19 protein-coding genes are annotated in these 16,629 nt (G+C 65.4%); 9 read left to right on the top strand and 10 right to left on the bottom strand.

Going from position 1 to position 16,629, the window contains the following annotated elements:
- Nucleotides 1–41: 41 nt before the first annotated feature.
- The 3 genes from DB31_RS33490 to DB31_RS33500 all read right to left on the bottom strand — a co-directional run bounded on the left by DB31_RS33490 (nucleotide 42) and on the right by DB31_RS33500 (nucleotide 3,822).
- On the bottom strand, nucleotides 42–1,358 hold the full coding sequence (locus tag DB31_RS33490) for a 5-methylcytosine restriction system specificity protein McrC (RefSeq protein WP_052420463.1): 1,317 nt from the start codon (nucleotides 1,356–1,358) through the stop codon (nucleotides 42–44).
- Nucleotides 1,355–3,211, bottom strand: coding sequence for an AAA family ATPase (locus tag DB31_RS33495; RefSeq protein ID WP_044195531.1), 1,857 nt, complete (start codon nucleotides 3,209–3,211; stop codon nucleotides 1,355–1,357). The genes DB31_RS33490 and DB31_RS33495 overlap by 4 nt, the downstream gene beginning before the upstream one ends.
- A 155-nt stretch (nucleotides 3,212–3,366) precedes the next feature.
- A complete protein-coding gene (locus tag DB31_RS33500) occupies nucleotides 3,367–3,822 on the bottom strand; it encodes a MarR family winged helix-turn-helix transcriptional regulator (protein WP_044195533.1) in 456 nt (151 codons plus the stop codon).
- Between the two features lie 53 nt (nucleotides 3,823–3,875).
- Between DB31_RS33500 and DB31_RS50105 the strand changes: the two genes are divergently transcribed.
- A complete protein-coding gene (locus DB31_RS50105; protein WP_063769290.1) occupies nucleotides 3,876–4,586 on the top strand; it encodes a VOC family protein in 711 nt (236 codons plus the stop codon).
- 22 nt (nucleotides 4,587–4,608) lie between these two features.
- On the opposite strand, the gene DB31_RS33510 is transcribed toward DB31_RS50105, so the two are convergent.
- From DB31_RS33510 to DB31_RS33525, 4 genes are all read right to left on the bottom strand, one after another.
- Nucleotides 4,609–5,310, bottom strand: coding sequence for a YoaK family protein (locus DB31_RS33510; RefSeq protein WP_044195536.1), 702 nt, complete (start codon nucleotides 5,308–5,310; stop codon nucleotides 4,609–4,611).
- Between the two features lie 12 nt (nucleotides 5,311–5,322).
- On the bottom strand, nucleotides 5,323–7,170 hold the full coding sequence (locus DB31_RS33515) for an amidohydrolase (protein ID WP_083968996.1): 1,848 nt from the start codon (nucleotides 7,168–7,170) through the stop codon (nucleotides 5,323–5,325).
- Nucleotides 7,171–7,284: 114 nt separating this feature from the next.
- Complete coding sequence (locus DB31_RS33520; RefSeq protein ID WP_157232305.1) at nucleotides 7,285–7,956, bottom strand: hydrolase; 672 nt, start codon at nucleotides 7,954–7,956, stop codon at nucleotides 7,285–7,287.
- 191 nt (nucleotides 7,957–8,147) lie between these two features.
- On the bottom strand, nucleotides 8,148–8,906 hold the full coding sequence (locus DB31_RS33525; protein ID WP_044195542.1) for a class I SAM-dependent methyltransferase: 759 nt from the start codon (nucleotides 8,904–8,906) through the stop codon (nucleotides 8,148–8,150).
- Nucleotides 8,907–8,974: 68 nt separating this feature from the next.
- On the opposite strand from DB31_RS33525, the gene DB31_RS33530 reads away from it, so the two are divergent.
- Nucleotides 8,975–9,856 (top strand): Dyp-type peroxidase, encoded by an 882-nt coding sequence (locus tag DB31_RS33530; RefSeq protein WP_044195545.1) that lies wholly within the window; start codon nucleotides 8,975–8,977, stop codon nucleotides 9,854–9,856.
- Nucleotides 9,857–9,867: 11 nt separating this feature from the next.
- On the opposite strand, the gene DB31_RS33535 is transcribed toward DB31_RS33530, so the two are convergent.
- Entirely contained in the window at nucleotides 9,868–10,629 is a 762-nt protein-coding gene (locus DB31_RS33535) for a hypothetical protein (RefSeq protein WP_044195548.1), read from the bottom strand.
- Nucleotides 10,630–10,831: 202 nt separating this feature from the next.
- Between DB31_RS33535 and DB31_RS33540 the strand changes: the two genes are divergently transcribed.
- Entirely contained in the window at nucleotides 10,832–11,113 is a 282-nt protein-coding gene (locus DB31_RS33540) for a hypothetical protein (RefSeq protein ID WP_044195553.1), read from the top strand.
- 45 nt (nucleotides 11,114–11,158) lie between these two features.
- On the opposite strand, the gene DB31_RS33545 is transcribed toward DB31_RS33540, so the two are convergent.
- Complete coding sequence (locus tag DB31_RS33545; RefSeq protein WP_052420464.1) at nucleotides 11,159–11,665, bottom strand: Spy/CpxP family protein refolding chaperone; 507 nt, start codon at nucleotides 11,663–11,665, stop codon at nucleotides 11,159–11,161.
- Between the two features lie 205 nt (nucleotides 11,666–11,870).
- Here DB31_RS33545 and DB31_RS33550 point away from each other — a divergent pair, with 205 nt between their 5' ends.
- Nucleotides 11,871–12,176 carry a YciI family protein gene (locus DB31_RS33550; protein ID WP_044195555.1) on the top strand — a complete coding sequence of 102 codons (306 nt, stop codon included), beginning with the start codon at nucleotides 11,871–11,873 and terminating at the stop codon, nucleotides 12,174–12,176.
- 111 nt (nucleotides 12,177–12,287) lie between these two features.
- Nucleotides 12,288–12,794, top strand: coding sequence for a DoxX family protein (locus DB31_RS33555; protein ID WP_044195558.1), 507 nt, complete (start codon nucleotides 12,288–12,290; stop codon nucleotides 12,792–12,794).
- An 18-nt stretch (nucleotides 12,795–12,812) separates the two neighbouring features.
- Here DB31_RS33555 and DB31_RS33560 read toward each other — a convergent pair whose 3' ends face one another.
- Nucleotides 12,813–13,733: a dipeptidase gene (locus tag DB31_RS33560; RefSeq protein WP_169787130.1), complete on the bottom strand. Its 921-nt coding sequence runs from the start codon at nucleotides 13,731–13,733 to the stop codon at nucleotides 12,813–12,815.
- A gap of 650 nt (nucleotides 13,734–14,383) precedes the next feature.
- On the opposite strand from DB31_RS33560, the gene DB31_RS49265 reads away from it, so the two are divergent.
- From DB31_RS49265 to DB31_RS47235, 4 genes are all read left to right on the top strand, one after another.
- Nucleotides 14,384–15,244: a hypothetical protein gene (locus DB31_RS49265; protein ID WP_157232306.1), complete on the top strand. Its 861-nt coding sequence runs from the start codon at nucleotides 14,384–14,386 to the stop codon at nucleotides 15,242–15,244.
- Nucleotides 15,245–15,247: 3 nt separating this feature from the next.
- Nucleotides 15,248–15,706, top strand: a complete 459-nt coding sequence (locus tag DB31_RS47230; RefSeq protein ID WP_075306349.1) for an Imm26 family immunity protein — start codon at nucleotides 15,248–15,250, stop codon at nucleotides 15,704–15,706.
- Between the two features lie 10 nt (nucleotides 15,707–15,716).
- On the top strand, nucleotides 15,717–16,133 hold the full coding sequence (locus DB31_RS33565; RefSeq protein WP_083968998.1) for an AAA-type ATPase lid domain-containing protein: 417 nt from the start codon (nucleotides 15,717–15,719) through the stop codon (nucleotides 16,131–16,133).
- A 161-nt stretch (nucleotides 16,134–16,294) separates the two neighbouring features.
- A complete protein-coding gene (locus DB31_RS47235; protein ID WP_075306351.1) occupies nucleotides 16,295–16,600 on the top strand; it encodes a DUF2381 family protein in 306 nt (101 codons plus the stop codon).
- Nucleotides 16,601–16,629 lie beyond the last annotated feature (29 nt).

The following is a 16,629-nucleotide window of genomic DNA, read 5'->3' on the forward strand; positions in this document are numbered from 1 at the left end:
TTGAGGGGTGGCAAGCTGGTGCGCGCACGCCGGACACCGCTTCATGGAAGAAGTGGCATCGGCTCGGGCGCTTGGAGCAGCACCCGCCGCAGCTTGCTGGCGGCTTGTTCGAGCGTGTGAGGAAGACTCAGGAAGTAGACCTTTCTTGCACCATCTAGAGCCCAGGGGTTGCCCGACTCTGCTGGGGGCGTGCCTGGCTCATCGGGATTGTAGGGATAAGCCAGTGCACCCCAGCTCAGGCTCCCTGGCTGGCCGTAGCGCGAGAGGTACGCCGCCATCTGGTACAGATCTTCGCGCTGCGGGCCTCGCCGCGAGGCCTGGCTGGGGTGTAGCCGCTTGTACTTGGCGTCGAGGATCCCTAGCACCGATGCTTTCTTGAGGACGAGGGCATCGGGCTTGAGCATGCCCAGGGGCTCAGCGGTGAGTTCACTGCGCAGGAGGGCATCCCAGGCGCTGAAATCGAGAGTCCCGTGGCGTACCTCGAAGCTCTCGGCAGCACGGCGGAGTGCGGCCAGTACATAGAGTTCCCAGAGCTCAGCCACGTCGAGCAGCACCCCTTGGCAGGTGCCATCGGCTGAGGAGGAGGAGAGCCCTCGGCGCAAGGCAATCCGCCGGGAGAGCTCCGCGACTGGCTTGAACGCTGCCGTCAGGGGAGTGTAGCGGACGCGCGCCAACTCGGCGCTGGAGGGCACCTGGGGGTTCGAGCCGGTGACAGCGATGAGATGCGGGAGCAACTCCGCTGCTCGCGAAGGGAGCCAAAAGCTCTCTGGAACCGGGGCCATCCAGCGCCTCAGCGCCGCGTAGGCCGAGACGATGGCGCGGGCGGTAGCGTTGTCGAGCGAGCGCTCGCGGCGGAGGGACGCCACCTGGGGGCTGTTCGCAGCCCGGAGGCGCACGGTCCCGGCAACGTCCAACCGACCACGGACCACCAAGCCTACGCTGGCGCGCTCCGTTCGGAGCGCGGGGAGGCCGTGGCGGGAAGCATCCACGAAGCCTCGGACCCACAGCGCCGCGAGGAGCTGGACGATGAACGACGCATCCGCCTGCACCTGGCCTGGTGTCTCCACCAGAACCAGATTGAAGACATGAGCGAGCCAAGTGCGCAGCGTCTCCATCCCAAAGCGAGGGAGGATGGTCAGGCTGTGGCCCTCGAATAGCAGCTCTCCCACGTAGCGCCCCGCCCACCAGGTTCCATCCCGCTCGCAGTAGACGATGGGCTCGTCCTCATCGCGCGCCCCGCCCAACGGCATCACGTGCGCCTGCGGCTGGGCCTTGCTCGCGAGCCGCTGCAGCCAGGTCACTTCGTCCGCCGTGGGCGGCGGATCAAAGGGCGAGCAGTCCTGGACGGAGAGCTTCACTCAGAGAGCTCCGGCCGAGCAGTGAAGGTCGTCTCCAGCCCTTCGAGGGCCTGCTTCCGAACCGAGGCGTCGAGTCCGGAGAGGTACTGTTCCAACAGGGGCTTCAGGGACAGCTTCCAAAGGAGCCTGACTGGCCAGGTGGGCTCCTTGTCTTTCCAGAGGAAGTACTTCTTTTTCTTCGGTCGGGGCCCCAACTCGTCGAGCAGGAAGGAGACGGCATCGAGGAAGTAGGTGTGGCCCACTTCGTACTGCTCACCCAGGGCGGGATCCTGACGGATGCGCTCATTCAGCGCGGATGCGGCCGCCTCGAGCAGCTTGAAGTCCCCCTCAACCTTTTCCCAGGAGAGCCGATTCTGGCCTCCCCGCTCTCTCCAGCGATGCTCCGCTGCGGAGAGCAGCATCTCGCCATCGAATGGGCAGGGGAGCCACAGGAAGCGGCGGCGCAGCGCGAAGTCAAACTGCTCGACCGACTGGTCGATGAGGTTCATTGTTCCGATGACATACAGATCTCCCGGGATCCGTAGCTGCATCGGCTCATCATTCTCATCGAGCCCGGGCAGCTCCACCGGCTGCTCGCGGTCTTCCAAGAGGGAGAAGCACTCGCCCAGCATGCGACTCAGGTCCGTGCGGTTGATCTCATCGAGAATGAGGACGTACGGGAGCCGGGAGGTGAGGGTTGGTTTCTGCCGGTGACGCTGTATCTCATTGATCAAGCGAAGCAGGTAACCAGGACGGTACTCGGTGGCGCCTTCCGGTGTGAGGTGCAGTCCCCGGATGAATTCCTCATAGGAGTACGCCGGGTGGAGCTGGAGCCGACGCACGTGGGTCTTCATCGCGGCGTCGATGAGCTCCTGCTGCGAGAAGTAGTCAGCTGGGCCCAGCTGCTCGAGGGCGGCGGCTCGGATGATGCGTGCTGCGTACTCCTTGGCGCGGAAGGTCTTTCCCGTTCCAGGGGGACCGTAGAGGACAAGCTGCTTTTTGTGACGGATGACGTCGAGGGACGCCCCCTCGTCCTCGTCCCCCTCCAGGCCACTGATCCAGGTGGCATCCAGGGGGCTGTCGTAGAAGTCGAGCCGCTGCCCCGGCAAAAGCTTCTCCAGGGCCTTCCGGATGAGGAAGAGCTTCCAGTCTGGCTCGTCCTTGAGCTGCAGAGCCGGGTCATTCTGGAGCTTTTGATCTGCGTCATCCTGAGGCTGGGCCAGCTTTTCGAAGGCCTCGCCGATCAGCCATTTGTCCCGAAGGCTGGTACTGCGCTCGAACTGATCTGGAAAGAGGAGGTGGAGAAGAATGTGCCGCAGCTGGCGGTTCCCTATGTCCTCCAGCCCGTCGACGAACTTCATGAAGGCCCAGGGCTCCTGGAGCAGCTTCTCCTGTTCGGGTCGAGGGAGCTTCTTCCAGTCGATCATGAACCGGATCAAGAAGCCGAGTTCGGCCGGACGGCGGGTATTGTAGTTCTGCCCAGGATTGCCGATGCCGTACTCGAACGCTGTTAGCAACCAGTGCCCTTGGGGGATCGAGTCACCTGCCCAGCCCAACACCTGGTTGACGAGCTCTTCCTTCCGGGGACGCCCCACTTTGGAGTGGAACAAGAAGTAGACGGCGATGGCCTCGGCCATGAGCCGGATGACCTCCGGCTTCTCCTTGCCTACCTGATCCTCGAGTTTCTGTTCGAACCTACGCTGCGTGCCATCCCACGCCTCCACAAAGACGGTGCGCAGCCTGTTCAGGTTCCCGGTCGACCAGACCGTGGCACCCTCAAAGAGCAGGGAGCCATCTTGAAGCAGGCACTTGTCACGGAACTGACGCGCGGCTTCGTAGATCGGGCCTCGGTCCTCTTCGTAGTAGCGAGCCATAGTGGTGAATGCAGTGAAGACTACCCGAGGTGACGGTGTCTGGCGCGTGCTTCCTCACTAGCCCCTCCTCAGTCACATCCCTCAAACTCGGACGCGAGCTGGCCATCGTTTCCAAACCCTGGGGTGAACCGCTTCCGCTGCGCGCCTTCAGGCGCTCAGTCAGGATCGGTGGAACTCAGGGCATCGGCGCACTGGGCCAGCAGCGTGGCGATTCGCGCCGCTTCCGCTGTGCCTAAAGAGGAGATCATGGCGTTCTCGACCTCCTCGACGGCCCAATGGGCCCTCGCGAGCACTGCTTTCCCGCGAGAGGTCAGCTCGCTGCGCAGGATGCGGCCGTGCTCGGGGTCCGCCTGTCGGACAAGCAGACCGTCGCGCTCCAGGTTGGCGAGGATGCCTTGCATCGTCTGCGGCGTGACGAAGGCGGCGCGCGCCAGGCGGGCGTTCGACATACCGGGCTCCAGCTCGACCGCCGAGAGGACCGCGTACTGGGGCGAGGTCAGCCCGAGTGGCCGCAGCGCATCGTCCATTCTCGTGCGCAAGGCGTGCTGCGCTCGCTTGAGTGCATAGCCAAGCCGCTTGGCCATCGGCTCCGGCATCGATGTCGTGGACATGTCAGCTTCCTGATATTATATCAGCCTCCTGATATTAACGGAGGAGAGGACCCATGGCCAAGCTGATTGGACCCGGCTTCATTGCGCTCCAGGTGCGTGACCTGGAGGCGTCTCGGCGCTTCTACACGGAGCACCTGGGCCTCACCTCGGCTCCCCAGAGCCCGCCTGATGCGGTCGTGTTCGATACCCAGCCCATCCCTTTCGCGATCCGTCGGCCGCTGGTCGACCTGGCGCTCGTGAACCAGCTCGGATGGGGGCTGTCCCTCTGGCTCTCGAGTGACGATGCTGACGGCCTGCATGAGCGGCTGGTGGGCGCGGGAGTGCCCATCCTCTTGCCACCCGCGAATGGACCTTTTGGACGCTTCTTCAGCTTCCGCGACCCGGACGGCTATGCCATCACGGTCCACACGGCGCGTCAGGCGAATCCGCGCACGAGCCTCGATCCAAGTGCGGGCCACCTGACTTTGATCAACACCTTCACGGTCGAGCCGGATCGGGCGGACGAGCTCCTGAAGCTCCTGTCCCGGGCGACCGAGGAGACCATGCGCCACCTGCCCGGCTTTATCTCCGCCAATCTGCATCTCAGCGGAGACCGCCGCCACATCGCCAATTATGCACAGTGGCGCAGCCGGGAGGACTACGACGCCATGCTCAAGAACCCCGAGGCGCAGACTCACATGCGCGAGGCGGCTGCGATCGCTCAATCCTTCATGCCCGTGTTGTACGAGCTGCGCGAGGCGCACGCGGCCGGCAGCGAGCGCTGACCCGCGAGCGGAGATGTCCCGCTCAGCCCATCGGCTGCGCCGAGGCCGGATGCAGCGCACAGGCGGCGGTCCCCGCCAGCACGAGCACACCGGCCAGAATCAGCGGGATGACCAGCCCGCCATGGAAGACCAGCGCGGCGCCGATGGCAGCGCCCGCGAAGATCGCGGCGACACTGCCCAGCCGACGCGCCCAGTTGGGATTGGTTCCTCCCGCCAGCGTTGAATCCGCCGCAAGGCCCGTCAGGGTCAACGTGAGGACGGTGGTGGTGACCTCGGGGAACTTGAGCTGGCGAACCGTGGCATTGCGGAAGCCCATGGCGAGCGCCGTCAGCGCGATGATCGCGTAGAGGGCGGGTCTGGGCGACTGCGACGCGATGTCGAACCCGGTGGCGATGATGGCCGCGAGCCAGAGCGACAGCGCCTCGATCATTGCCGCGAGCAGGAGCCAGCGCCGCAGTGGCCTGCCGCTTTGCGCCCTGCCGATCTGCCCAGCGAGTACGGCGCCGGCCAGGAAGAACAGCATCGCGGAGAGAGAGGGCGTGAAGTGGAATCCCGGCGTTCCGACAACGGCGAAGCCCAGGAACACGATGTTGCCCGTCATGTTGGCGGTGAAGACCTTGCCGAGTCCGAGCACGCTGACTGCGTCGACCAGGCCCGTCGTCACGGACAGCAGCAGGAGCAGCCAGATCAGCGGCGGGGCAGCGGGGCGGGTGGGAGGGGACATGTCCAGTGCCTCTCAGACGGCCCAGCAGCCGCAGCCGAGCGCGCCCCAGAAGCCCTGGACGTCGGCGGCGGGAACAGGGCTTCCTAGAGCCACGGCATGATCATGGCCATGGAGTGTGCACGCACGCTGGCAGCCGCAGGCCGAGGCCTGCTTCGTGTGCGCCTCGGGCGCCCGCCAGTAGCCGCCGAAGGTCGCGACCGGCGACCAATCGGGCATCGGCTTGGGCATCGGCGGCGCGAGCTTCGCCTCATCGCCCTCCGCGAAGACGATCCTGCCGCCAAGCATGGTCAGCACTGAGCGCAGCGTCGCGATCTGGTCCTCGGGCACTGAGAAGTAATCGTCGGACAGCAACGCCAGGTCGGCGAGCTGGCCGGCCTTGATCTGGCCTTTCTTCCCCTGTTCGTTCGAGAACCAGGTGTTGGCCTCGGTCCACAGCCGCAGCGCGGTCTCACGGTCGAGCCGGTGGGCCACGGGGGAGAGGCGCAGGCCACCTACCGTCTTCGAGGTGACGAGCCAGGAGAGCGATACCCAAGGGTTATAGCTTGCGACACGGGTTGCATCGGTGCCCGCGCCGACTGGCAACCCGGCCGCCAGCATCCGCTGGATCGGCGGCGTCGCCTCGGCGGCCCTGGCGCCATAGCGCTCGACGAAGTATTCGCCCTGATAGGCCATGCGATGCTGGATGGCGATGCCGCCGCCGAGCGCGGCAATCCGGTCGATGTTGCGCTCGCTGATTGTCTCCGCATGGTCGAAGAACCAGTGGAGGCCGCTGAGCGGGATGTCGCGGTTCACCTTCTCGAAGACATCCAGCGCGCGTCCGATCGTCTGGTCGTAGGTGGCATGAAGCCGCCAGGGCCAGCGCCGCTCGGCCAGCAGGCGGATGACGGGCTCGAGCTCGGCCTCCATGCTGGGCGGCATATCGGGCCGGGCGACCCGGAAGTCCTCGAAATCCGCCGCCGAGTAGACGAGCATCTCGCCCGCGCCGTTATGGCGGTAGGTATCGTCGCCGTCGCCGGGCTTCACTTTCGTCGCCCATGTCGCGAAGTCCTTGAGTTCTTCCTTCGGCTTCTGCGTGAACAGATTGTAGGCAATGCGCAGGGTCAGCTCGCCGTCCCGGTGGAGCTTCTCGATGATCTGGTAGTCCTCGGGGTAGTTCTGATAGCCGCCGCCAGCGTCGATCACGCTGGTGACGCCGAGACTGTTCAGCTCGCGCATGAAGTGCCGGGTCGAGTTGAGCTGATACTCGGGCGGGAGCTTGGGGCCCTTGGCGAGCGTCGCATAGAGGACCGTCGCGTTGGGCTGGGCGAGCAGCAGGCCCGTAGGGTTGCCCGCCGCATCGCGAACAATTTCGCCACCTGGAGGGTTTGGCGTGTCCTTCGTGTAGCCCACGGCGCGCAGCGCTGCGGCATTGAGCAGCGCGCGATCGTAGAGGTGCAGGATGAACACCGGCGTCTCGGGCGCGGCGGCGTTGAGCTCCTCGAGCGTTGGCAGGCGCTTCTCGGCGAACTGGTGCTCGGTAAAGCCGCCAACGACGCGCACCCATTGAGGAGGCGGAGTGGTCTCGGCCTGCTTCCGGAGCATGGCCATTGCGTCGGCCAGCGTCGGCACGCCATCCCAGCGCAGCTCCATGTTGTAGTTGAGCCCGCCGCGAATGACGTGGATGTGGCTATCCATCAGCCCGGGGATCAGCCGACGTCCCTTGGCGTCGATCACGAGCGCCTGCGGGCTGGCTGCGGCGCGGACTGTCCTCTCGTCTCCCACCACGAGGAATGTGCCGTCGCGGATCGCGACCGCCTCGGCCGTGGGATGGGTGCGATCGAGCGTCGTGATCTTCGCGTTGATGATCAGGGTGTCGGGCATCGTGGAGCTCCTGGCCGAGGCAAGTGGAGGCAGAACGCGGGCTTCGTCGGCGAGAGGGGCGCAGGTCGGCCGCCGAAGGTCGAGCGGAGGAGCGGCCGGCTTGCGGAGCGGCGCTCAGCCCTTGTGAGAGTGGCCACCTTCCGAGGCACCGAACATCGTCTTGGCGTAGATGATGCCCAGGCCGTAGGCGCCACCATACTTCTTGGCGATGCCGGTGGTCAGGTCATAGGTCTCGCCGCGCGCCCAGTCGCGCTGCAGCTCGAGCATGTACTGGAGCGAGGTCAGGGGCCGGACACCCGCCTGGATCATCCGCTCCATCGCGCGCTCATGCGCCTCGACGGAAACGTCGCCGCAGGCATCGGCGATCACGTAGACCTCATAGCCCTGATCGAGCGCCGACAGGGTCGGGCCGACGATGCAGACCGAGGTCCACAGGCCCGCGAACACCAGCCGGTCCTTGCCGATGGCGTTGACGCGCTTGATCACATGGGCGTCCTCCCAGGTGTTCATGGAGGTGCGGTCGGTGACCTCGGCGCCGGGGAAGGCCTCGGTGATCTCGGAGAAGATCGGGCCGGAGAAGCTCTTCTCGGCGACCGTCGTCAGGATGGTCGAGACCCCAAAGCCGGCGGCGGCGTACGCCACGAGCGCGGTGTTGTTGCGCAGCTCGGTGGCTGAGATCGAGTGTGTCGCGAACGACATCTGCGACTGATGGTCGATCAGGATCAGCGTATGGTCCTTGGGGGAGAGCAGGCCCTTGGCGGGCGTCGGGGTGGCGGTGATCGGCATGGTCTTTCTCCTTCGATGTGGACGGGCAGCAGTGCGTGCCTCTACCGCATACGAAGGAGTGGTGCTTGAACAAAAGGGTGAACTCACTTGTGCGCAACCTTCGCGTTGTTCACCTTCAAGCGGAGAAGGGCACCCTCAACATGAGGGGCCTGGGCGGCCAGCCCTGAGACGTCGAGGGCTCAGGCGGCGGCTCAAGCCGGCTTCGGGAGGATGACCAGATCCTCATCCTGCCACAGGCGATACAACCCGTCGGCACTCCGGCAGCGCTCGGCGTGTGCGCGGATCTTCTCGTCGATCTTGCGCACCTCATCCTGGCTCATGGCCGCGATCTGTTCGGCCGTGTAGCTGCCCTCGAACACGAAGAAGCGGCAGAGCGTGTACATCTCCTCGTAGGTCTTCGTGGAGAAGCCGCACAGCAGCGGCACCACCTCGTGTGGCAACTGCTTCTGCCGCACCGCTTCGACCACCTGATGACTGAAGAGCTGGGTGTCCGTGAAGTCGCGGCACAAGTCGTACGTCGGCCCTCGGGCGGCGGCCATGAGGATCAGGCAGTACCCGCCGGGGCGCACGAAGGCGAGCAGCCGGTCGATGAACGCTCCCCAGCTGGGGAGTGGCACGTGGTACATGACGTGCGAGCACAGGACGACGTCATACTGCTCGCCCAGCGGGTAGCGCTCCAGGGGCTCGATGAAGATCTTCGCCTTCTCGTGTTGGAACCCGGCGATCTGGCTCGGGTTGGGCTCGAGCAACGTGATCGAGCCGAAGAGGGGCGCGAGCCGCTCGACGACCATGCCCGAGCCCGAGCCCACGTCCAACAGCGAGGGCCGTGGAGGCAACCTGGGGACGATTCGCTCTTCGAGGAGCTTTCGGAGGAGCTCGGGATGACGGGCGGTCGCCGCGAGGATGCGGAATGCCGTGGCGTAGTCCTGCGGTGACAGGGTGATGGCCATGCCTGGAGTCTCTCTCCGGCACCACCGAACCTGGAAGAGAAATTGCCCACCATGATAAGCGCGCGGCCATGATTGAGAACGCACAGCCTTCCATCCTTGCTGATCGCCCGCCGGTAGGCCGCACACTCACGTTCTGCATCGCCCCCGAGAGCGACGTGCCCGGTGCGCTCCGCCGCCTCCGCGAGGGGCACTCGGTCGACTGTGGCGTCATCGGCATCGGCGAGCCGGTGGTGCTCGCGCTGAAGAAGACCCTCCTCGGGCTGCGCACCTTTCCGTCCATGTCCGGTCCGGCCTGCAGCGTCCCGTCCACCCAGGAGGCGCTCTGCTTCCTGCTGCGAGGGTCCGATCGCGGCACCGTGTTCGATCTCACCCAGCAGATCCGCGAGCTCCTGGGCGACGCGTTCCTGCTCGTCGACTCGAACGACACGTTCATCTACCGCGAGGGCCGCGACCTGACGCGCTTCGAGGACGGGACCGAGAACCCTCAGGGCGAGCTCGCCGTGAAGGCCGCCCTGGTCTCCGAGGGCGAGCACCTGCGTGGCTCCAGCTTCCTCGTCGTGCAGCGGTGGGTGCATGACCTGATGCGCTTCCGCCGGTTCAGCGAGGAGCGCCGCGAGCTGTTGATCGGCCGGCGCGCGGAGTCGAACGATGAAATTGAAGAGGCCCCCGAGTCCGCTCACGTGAAGCGGACCGCCCAGGAGAGCTTCGAGCCCCCCGCCTTCATGGTGCGCCGCTCCATGCCGTGGGCCACCGCGACGCAAGAGGGGCTCGAGTTCATCGCCCAGGTCGAGTCGCTCGACCGCTTCGAGGTCATGATGCGCCGGATGGCGGGCCTCGAGGACGGAGTGGTTGACGGACTCTTCACGTTCTCGCGGCCCGTGACGGGGGGCTACTACTGGTGCCCCCCCGTCCAGAACGGCAAGCTCGATCTGGCCCGCCTCGGCCTCTGAGGGCGGAGCGGCTACCCGCCGCAGCCAATGGGCTGCGTGCCGATGATGAGATCGTCGTACCAGAGCTCCGCCTGCTCGCCGTGGTAGGTCTCGAAGCCGAACCACGCCTTGGCGTACTGCGGCGACCACTTGGACAGGCCGACGTTCCAGTTCGTCACGTGGAGGCCGGTCATCTCCGTGCCGTCCAGCCACACGCGCAGCTCGTGCTGGGCCCCGTTGAAGAAGGTCTCCACGCAGTGCCATTCGTTGGGCTGGAGCTGGACGCCCTGAGAGGGCTGGCCCCACGGCCCAGAGAGCTGCTCGTATTCCTTGTCGGGGTGGATGAGGTTCGTCTCGAACACGTGCTGGTGGAAGCCTATGCGCACCATGCGCTGGTTGTCCGCCGAGCCCGCGCCGAAGTATGTGCTGTGGCCCTCTGCCATGGGCAGCTTCGCGCGCAGGAAGACGCGCGTGTAGAAGCTGTTGTTCTGAGGAGGGAAGGGCTGCGTGGTGGTGAAGAGCACGGAGCGGTAGCTCTCCGTCCCGGTGCCCACCACGTGCACGGACTTCGTGCCGGAGTGCGCCTGGCTGCTGTCGATGGAGATGCTGCCCAGCTGGTTGAAGACCTGCACCTGCCACGTCGCCGGGTCGGGTGCTCCGCCCACGGAGGCCTGCTCGAAGCCGTCACAGAGCAGCACCCCGTTGGCGCCACACTTGCTCTCGCCCGGCCCGGTGCCGGGCAGGTCCGTGTCGGGCTCGTCCGAGCCGCCGCACCCCAAGAGCACACTCAGCACACAGCCGCACCACCATCCGAGTCCACGTCGTCGATGCACGGTCCACCCCTCTCTCGAATCAGGGAGGCCCGAGCGTAGCGCCTCTGCTGGGGGGAGGGGTGTCACCTTCCTCGCAGCAGCGGTGACGAGCGGCCCGCGTCTCGCACGGGGTGTGCTAGACGCCGTACGGCAAAAGTGGGGAAGACCCCAGCCTGGGAGGGACATGATGAAGGGAAGGTTCTCGGCGGTGCTCCTGATGGCCTTCGGCCTGGTGGGCCTGAGCGGCTGCAAGAGCGAGTGCCGCGCCTACTGTGAGCGCTACCAGCAGTGCGTGGAGGATGACATCAACGTGAGCACCTGCACGAACACCTGTCAGGACGCCTCGGACAGCAACCGCGACCATGAGGCGAAGGTCCGCGAGTGTGCGAACTGTGTGGGTTCACGTTCCTGCGCGGCCACGTTTGACGACTGCATCGACGACTGCTTCGGCGTCCAGGGGCCGTGAGCCCGGCAGGTCCTCCTCGCCGAGGACCTGCGCGGTGCCAGCGCCTCACAGGTTGTTCTGCATCCGCTGGCGCATGGCCTCGTGTCGGCGCTGGTGCTGCTCACGCTCCTGGGCGATGAGCTCCTGGGCACGGGCCTTCTGGCTGTCGCTCAGGAGCTTCTCCGCCTCGGCATAGGCCGCCTCATCGTTCGCCCGGAGCTGGGTGAAGAGGGGCTCCACCTGCTGCCTGAGCGCGCGCATCTCCTCGGTGTCGGGCGGTGGCCCCTTCATCCGCTCCGCGTCACTGGGCGGCGGCCCCGGCGGACGCGGCGGGCGCAGGGCCTCCAGCTGCTCCTGAATCGGCGCGTTCTGCTGCTCCAGTGCCGCTTGTAGCGCCTCCACTTGAGCCACCTGCTCGGCCGTCAGCGCCAGCTCCTGCTGCTTCCAGAGGAGAAGATTCAGGGACGACGGGGGCCCGCGGGGGTGGCCACCCTCGTGCTTCGGGTAGCCCTGAGCACTGGCCAGCAGCGGGGCAACCAGCATCACCACGAGTGACAGCTTCTTCAGAGACATGGATCTTCCTCCTGGGTTCGCGTCCCTGGGAATCCTGCTGGCCCGTCAGCGGCCTGGCAGGCGTCCCTGACGCCTTGGGATTCAATATGGCCGGAGGCCCATTTCCGCGGGTGACGCCCATATTTCTTTTTGTGTTAGGGCAGGGGCGCTCATGAGACGGCTCCTCAGGTGTGAACCATCGCAAGGGAGTGGTATCTAAAGCCGCATGCCCAACAGTTTCTTCTTCGTTCGTCTCGTAACGCATCGTCCCAACTTCGCGACGACCATGACCCCTGAAGAGCAAGCCACGATGGGTGCGCACATCGCGTTCCTCCAGACGCAGCTCGCCGCCGGCAAGCTGGTGGTGGCGGGACCGGTGATGGATCCCGCGGGACCCTTCGGCATGGCGGTGTACGAGGCGGAGTCACTGGAGGAGGTTCAGCGCCTGCTCGAGCGCGATCCCGCGAAGGCGATCGGCCGGTTGGAGGTGATGCCCTATGCCGCTCCCCCCGTCGTGAGGCCTGCCCGCTGAGCGGTCAGGCGTAGCAGGGGCTCGGTGGCGGCTCCGCACGGATGCCAGATGGCGGGAGTGGATCCACCCTCTTGAAGCACGGGTTTATCGCCTTCGAGGGGAGGAGCGCGCATGTTCGCAGCCGCACTGACCGAGCAACCTGGCATCCTGAAGTCCGCAGCCCTGGTACCGCCTCGGCTGTCCCTGGGCTCCACGATGATCTTCCACGGGTGGAGCAAGCTGAAGAAGGAGGGCATGGAGCAGACGGTGCCCTTCTTCGAGCAGATCGGATTCAAGCCCGGGAAGCCGTGGGTCCTGGCGCTGGCCATCACCGAGCTCGCCGCAGGCGTGAGCGCCATTCTGGGCGTGGCCACGCGGCTCTCCGCGCTGGCGGTGCTCGGCACCCAGGCGGTGGCCATCCGCAAGGTGCACGCCTCGAAGGGATTCGACAACACGAAGGGCGGCTACGAGTTCAACCTGGCCCTCATGAGCGATGCACTGGCGTTGCTGCTGCGCGGGCCCGGCCGCTTCTCGGTGCACAGCCTGCTGGAGCGCGGGGTGAAGCGCCGCGAGCTGCGCCGCCTCAAGCTGCTGCGCCGCCAGCGCACCGGCTCGCGGCTGTTGGATCTGCTGGGCTGACGGTGCACGGGCTGGGCGTCAGCTGCCCCAGACCTCGGTGAACAGCCGGGCGAAGTTGCCGCCGAGGACCTTCTCGATGCGCTTCTGCGACCAGCCTCGCCGCGACAGGTCCTGCGCCAGGGTCTCCATCCGGCGCGGGGCGTTGTACTCGGCGACGATGTTGAAGACGTCCGCCGCTTTGCCCGGGGCCGCGATGCCCTGGGCCTTCCGGTCCTCGTAGAACTGGCGCTGCCGCTCGCGGGCTTTGTCGTCCATGACCAGGGCCGAGAGCCCGCCGTCCGTGCCGATGCCCACGTTGTCCTCGCCGCACACCTTCACCGCGTGCTCCAGGTGGCGGATCACGTCCTCGGCGTGGGCCATGCCGCTCTCGCGCAGGAATGGCATGAAGTAGATGCCCACCACGCCACCTTTGTTGGCCAGGGCGCGCAGCTCCGAGTCGTAGACATTGCGCGGGTTGTCCACGAGGTCGCGGCAGCCAGTGTGAGTAATGGCTGGTGGGGCCTTGGCCTCCGCGATGGCGTCCGCGCGGGTCCGCTGGCCTCCGTGGCTGAGGTTGAGCAGCACCTTGTGCTTCTCGAGCTCAGCGATGACCTGGCGGCCGAAGTCGCTCAGCCCCGCGTTTGCGGGCTCGAGCGCACCGTCGCCGCACAGGTTGCGCTTGTTGTAGGTGAGCTGGATGACCCGCACACCCGCTCGCCGCAGCGTGAGCACCCGTGAGAGGTCTGTCTCCAGCGCGGTGGTGTCCTGCAGGTTGTAGATGATCCCCAGCCGCTTGCTTCGCTTGGCCACCCCCAGATCGCTCCCGCGCAGGATGGTCATGAGCAGGTCGGGGTTGTTGGCGATGATGCCACTGCAGAGCGCGAGGACTTCGAGCGCTTCGGTATAGCGACCCTGCCCGTTTCCCACCTCGGTTCCGACCAGTCGGAAGCGTCGTTTCACGGTACCCACCGGTTGGCAGCAGCCACGGGCCACCTCGCCTATCGCTGGCACCTGGAGGACCTGTCTGGGCAGGGCCCCCGGGTGGCCGGACAGCTTGTGCGGCACAGCGAACTGCTGGCTGGAGCGCAAGGGCCCCAAGGTGGACGCCGGGGACATCTCCTTCGAGGAGGTCTATCACCACGCCCCGAGGACACAGCCCTCGAGTCCCTGGAACTGCCCGCCGGTGTCACGCTGGAGCAGATGATGGAGCGGCTGGAGCGGCAACTCATCGAGATGAGCCCAGGGGAGGAGTGAAGCGGTCGCTGTCCCTTGGTTGACTCGGCTGCACGGCCTCCCTGTAATCTCGAGTGGGGCTCCTCGCGAGCAGAGCCCATTCCAGGAGGCGCTGGGTGCCAAGAGGGGCGGTTCTGCTGACATGCCTGTTGCTCGTGGGATGTAGCGGCGCCACTCGGAGCGTTCTGCCTGTCACTGGACAAGCAAGGTACTGCGTCTACATCCCGAGCAGCGTCTTTGCGCAGGCTGAACAAGGTGGAGCAATTGCCGCCATTCCTGCGCCAGGGGCGGGTTCGCCGACAGCTCCACTCCCCCCTTCCCCACCACCGCTGAGAGGGCTTCCTGGGGGAGGCGCAGGAGATGGGGTACCCCGCGGCATGCTCCGCCCGGTGCCGCAAGGCGCCACGGCCGCAGCAGGAGCAGGCACTGGCGCTGCGGCAGGAGAAGCCCTGGTCACGGGCGGCGCGGTGGTTGCGGCTGCGGGCAGTGTGCTGCTGCTTTGCTTCACCGTCAAAGCGGTTGTGGCCGGGGATCGGACCCCCATCGACATTGCGGACAGATTCTACGGCACACACTTCGGCGATGTTTCTGGATGGGTTCGAGGTCGCTATGCCCCAAAGGGCTCTGCGAATTCACGCACCCTCGAGATGGAAATCCTCATTCAACAGGCGCCTGATGGCACAGTGTCTATAGAGACAAGCGCGCCCACGCCCCAACCTGAGTCGGTGTCTTCTCCCCGTGCTCCGCCCAGCGAACGGCCAAATGCGGAATCCGCCAGAGAAAGCAAAAAGAAACGCGGCCGCCTCTATGCAACCTATAGAAAGCTCAATGAGGCAACCCACCTTTATTACTCTGGCCGGACCAGCATGGTCGTTGACCTCAGCCTGCCTCTCAGACTCCAGGCGCAGTTGGCAATCAAGCTCCGTGACATGAACCATCACATTGACGAGATTCAAGATCCGAGGGAGGTTTCATTCGATGACGCACAACTTGATGTGTTCGACGTTGGAGCCGCCATCGATTACGATCAGAGGTATGATGACCCTGCGTATTGGCGGATCCGCGGAAGAGAGCAGCAACTGATAGACTTCAGTGGAGGCGCGCAATCCGATACTGGCAAGCCTTATCGAACCGAGAACATCGTGCGCGCAGTGTCAAAAGACAACCCTCGGGGTAGACGATTTCATGATGCTGCGGCAGCCCGTTGGGGCCAGATTCATCAGTACACAGGATATTAAGGCATGCGGTCAACATACAAACCAGGTTCAATCTTGAGAATTCCCCTGGCAGACGGTTCCTTCGCCTATGGCAGGGTGCTTGAACCGCCGTTTGATGCCTTCTACAACTACAGAACTACCAACCCGGATTCGGACTTGGAGAGGATCGCATCTAAGCCCATCCTTTTCAGAATTGTCGTCCACTCTCCATACCCGAAGTCATGGGAAGTCATGGGGTGGAGAGAGATCGAAGAACATCTGACTCAGCCTGTTGTTCAATTCAGCATGGAGGTGGGTCCGTTCCGCCGCTGTACGATCTTCGATAGTCTTGGCAATGAGAGGGAAGCGACCCCCAAAGAATGCATTGGGATTGAGCCAGCGACTGTTTGGGAACCGCACGGTGTCGAAAAACGTCTGCTTGATGCATTCATGGGACGTCCCAACGCAGTCCTAGAGCGCATCAAGAGGGAATTGGAGCAGTAAAGCGCCGCCGCTGCGCAACCGGCGCGGAGACCGGCGGGGGCTGACCGAGCACTTCGTGCGGAAGCATGCGCCGTGGGGGCAGACGCCGAAGTTCACGCCGGCGGCGTGGGCGCGGCTTCAGCGACACACCTGGCCGGGCAACGTCCGAGAACTGCGCAACGTGGTGCGCCGCGCCCTGTTCGAGCGCAAGGGCCCCAAGGTGGACACCGGGGACATCTCCTTCGAGGAGGCCTATCACCGCGCCCCCGAGGTCAGGAACCTCGAGTCCCTCGAGCTGCCCGCCGGTGTCACGCTGGAGCCGATGATGGCGCGGCTGGAGCGGCAGTTCATCGAGAGCGCGCTGCGCCGCTGCCAGTACCACAAGGAGCGCACCGCCAAGGAGCTGGGCCTGGCCCGCTCTTCGCTCTTCAAGCGGCTCAAGCAGTGAGGCCTGAGCTCAGGCGAGGAGGGTTGACTGTCACCGCCCACTCGCTGAGGCGCGCCTCCGGGCGCACTCGCTAACGCTCTGCTCGGGGCGCACTGTGCGGGCGCGGGCGATGGTAGCGTGCCCATCCAGGAGGTTACGCACCATTGCCCCAACCTGATAGATTGTTCCTCGCGCTGGCGTTTGTATGGGCCGCTGTCGCGCGGGGAGAAGCGGATCCGAGTCGAGCGAAGCGAGAACGAGCCGTCACAGTCGCCGGCACTTCCACCGAGCCGCTGCCCGAGATCCACATCGCGGCCGACGTGCCGACGCTGCTGTGGTTTCCCGCCGACATCCAGCGGAACACGCTCACGGTGGACGCGCCGCGCATCCGAGTGCTGGACACAGGCGCACGCTCGATCGTAACCGTTCACCGGGAGGGACTTGGTTGGGGAGAGAGCAGCCGGAGTAGAACCCTATTGAGCAGGTAGGCCGTGCCGTGTTCTACCTGCTGAGTGAG

The sequence above is a fragment of the Hyalangium minutum genome (assembly GCF_000737315.1).
Lineage (GTDB): Bacteria > Myxococcota > Myxococcia > Myxococcales > Myxococcaceae > Hyalangium > Hyalangium minutum.